The 3205-nt window shown below is 56.1% G+C and carries 1 rRNA gene; it reads right to left on the reverse strand.

Annotated elements, in window-relative coordinates:
• Positions 1–43 precede the first annotated feature (43 nt).
• A 23S ribosomal RNA gene (locus tag ACPCUW_RS34995) occupies positions 44–3156 on the reverse strand.
• Positions 3157–3205 lie beyond the last annotated feature (49 nt).

Raw genomic sequence — 3205 nt, forward strand, 5'->3', positions numbered from 1 at the left:
GTGTGTTGTTTCAGATACCGCACAGTGGACGCGTAGCAGCTTTGTTGGTAAGTCCTCGGCCTATTAGTACCAGTCACCTCCATGCGTTACCGCACTTCCAGTTCTGGCCTATCAACCCAATGGTCTGTTGGGGGCCTTACCCCCTTAAAGGGGTGAGAAACCTCATCTTGGAACAGGCTTCCCGCTTAGATGCTTTCAGCGGTTATCCCTTCCGAACGTGGCCAACCAGCCGTGCCCCTGGCGGGACAACTGGCACACCAGAGGTTCGTCCGTCCCGGTCCTCTCGTACTAGGGACAGCCTTCCTCAAGTTTCTAACGCGCGCGGCGGATAGAGACCGAACTGTCTCACGACGTTCTAAACCCAGCTCGCGTGCCGCTTTAATGGGCGAACAGCCCAACCCTTGGGACCTACTCCAGCCCCAGGATGCGACGAGCCGACATCGAGGTGCCAAACCATCCCGTCGATATGGACTCTTGGGGAAGATCAGCCTGTTATCCCCGGGGTACCTTTTATCCGTTGAGCGACACCGCTTCCACATGCCGGTGCCGGATCACTAGTCCCGACTTTCGTCCCTGCTCGACCTGTCAGTCTCACAGTCAAGCTCCCTTGTGCACTTACACTCAACACCTGATTGCCAACCAGGCTGAGGGAACCTTTGGGCGCCTCCGTTACATTTTGGGAGGCAACCGCCCCAGTTAAACTACCCACCAGGCACTGTCCCTGAACCAGATCATGGCCCGAGGTTAGAGGTCCAATACGACCAGAGTGGTATTTCAACGACGACTCCACGAACACTGGCGTGCCCGCTTCACAGTCTCCCACCTATCCTACACAAACCGTACCGAACACCAATACCAAGCTATAGTGAAGGTCCCGGGGTCTTTTCGTCCTGCCGCGCGTAACGAGCATCTTTACTCGTAATGCAATTTCGCCGAGTCTGTGGTGGAGACAGCAGAGAAGTCGTTACGCCATTCGTGCAGGTCGGAACTTACCCGACAAGGAATTTCGCTACCTTAGGATGGTTATAGTTACCACCGCCGTTTACCGGGGCTTAAATTCTCAGCTTCGCACATTACTGCGCTAACCGGTCCTCTTAACCTTCCGGCACCGGGCAGGCGTCAGTCCGTATACATCGTCTTACGACTTCGCACGGACCTGTGTTTTTAGTAAACAGTCGCTTCTCTCTGGTCTCTGCGACCCAACCCAGCTCCGAGTGCAAGACTCATCACCAGATCAGGCCCTCCTTCTCCCGAAGTTACGGAGGTATTTTGCCGAGTTCCTTCACCACAGTTATCTCGATCGCCTTAGTATTCTCTACCTGACCACCTGTGTCGGTTTGGGGTACGGGCCGTGTACCAACTCACTAGAGGCTTTTCTCGGCAGCATAGGATCACTGAATTCACCTCAACCGGCTACGCATCACCTCTCAGGCACATGCTGTGCGGATTTGCCTACACAACGCCCTACAGGCTTACACCCGGTAATCCACCACCGGGCCCAGCTACCTTCCTGCGTCACCCCATCGCTTGACTACTACGGTCTGGGTCTCGTGCATCCCCCTCCGGCCACCCGAAGGTGGTCCATTGGGTTCAGGACGATTAGCAAAACCGGCTCGCCATTGGGCGCGGATACACGGGTACGGGAATATCAACCCGTTGTCCATCGACTACGCCTGTCGGCCTCGCCTTAGGTCCCGACTCACCCTGGGCGGATTAACCTGGCCCAGGAACCCTTGGTCATTCGGCGGACGAGTTTCTCACTCGTCTTTCGCTACTCATGCCTGCATTCTCACTCGCGCAGCCTCCACAACTAGGTCACCCCGCTGCTTCCCTGGCTACACGACGCTCCCCTACCCACCCAGTCGACTGGCCCGAAGGCGATCTGTATGACTGAGTGCCGCGGCTTCGGCGGTGTACTTGAGCCCCGCTACATTATCGGCGCAGGATCACTTGACCAGTGAGCTATTACGCACTCTTTCAAGGGTGGCTGCTTCTAAGCCAACCTCCTGGTTGTCTCAGCGACCCCACATCCTTTTCCACTTAGTACACGCTTAGGGGCCTTAGCCGGCGATCTGGGCTGTTTCCCTCTCGACTACGAAGCTTATCCCCCGCAGTCTCACTGCCGCGCTCTCACACACCGGCATTCGGAGTTTGGCTGACTTCGGTAAGCTTGTGGGCCCCCTAGGCCATCCAGTAGCTCTACCTCCAGTGTGAAACACGCGACGCTGCACCTAAATGCATTTCGGGGAGAACCAGCTATCACGGAGTTTGATTGGCCTTTCACCCCTACCCACAGCTCATCCCCTCAGTTTTCAACCTAAGTGGGTTCGGGCCTCCACGACGTCTTACCGTCGCTTCACCCTGGCCATGGGTAGATCACTCCGCTTCGGGTCCATGACATGCGACTCAAACGCCCTATTCGGACTCGCTTTCGCTACGGCTACCCCACACGGGTTAACCTCGCCACACACCGATGACTCGCAGGCTCATTCTTCAAAAGGCACGCCATCACCCCACGACGAATCGAAGGCTCTGACGGATTGTAAGCGCACGGTTTCAGGTACTATTTCACTCCCCTCCCGGGGTACTTTTCACCTTTCCCTCACGGTACTAGTCCGCTATCGGTCACCAGGGAGTATTCAGGCTTACCGGGTGGTCCCGGCAGATTCACAGCAGATTTCACGGGCCCGCTGCTACTCGGGTATCAATCACACAAGCCGTCGCGTTTTCGCTTACCGGACTCTCACCGTCTACGGTTGGCCGTCCCAGACCAATTCAGCTAACACAACGGTTTCTGACTTGCGCTCCTCACGGCAGTGAGAAGAAGAAAGACCCCACAACCCCGCATAGACAACGACTGCCGTCTATCACATCTACACGGTTTAGCCTCTTCCGCTTTCGCTCGCCACTACTCACGGAATCACTGTTGTTTTCTCTTCCTGTGGGTACTGAGATGTTTCACTTCCCCACGTTCCCTCCACACCGTCTATATATTCAACGGCGGGTAACACGACATCACTCGTGCTGGGTTTCCCCATTCGGAAATCCTCGGATCTCAGCTCGGTTGACAGCTCCCCGAGGCTTATCGCAGCCTCCTACGTCCTTCATCGGCTCCTGGTGCCAAGGCATCCACCGTACGCTCTTACACACTTACTAACAAAGATGCTCGCGTCCACTGTGCAGTTCTCAAACAACACACCCACCC

This window comes from Nocardia sp. AB354 (assembly GCF_049538315.1).
GTDB lineage: Bacteria > Actinomycetota > Actinomycetes > Mycobacteriales > Mycobacteriaceae > Nocardia > Nocardia nova.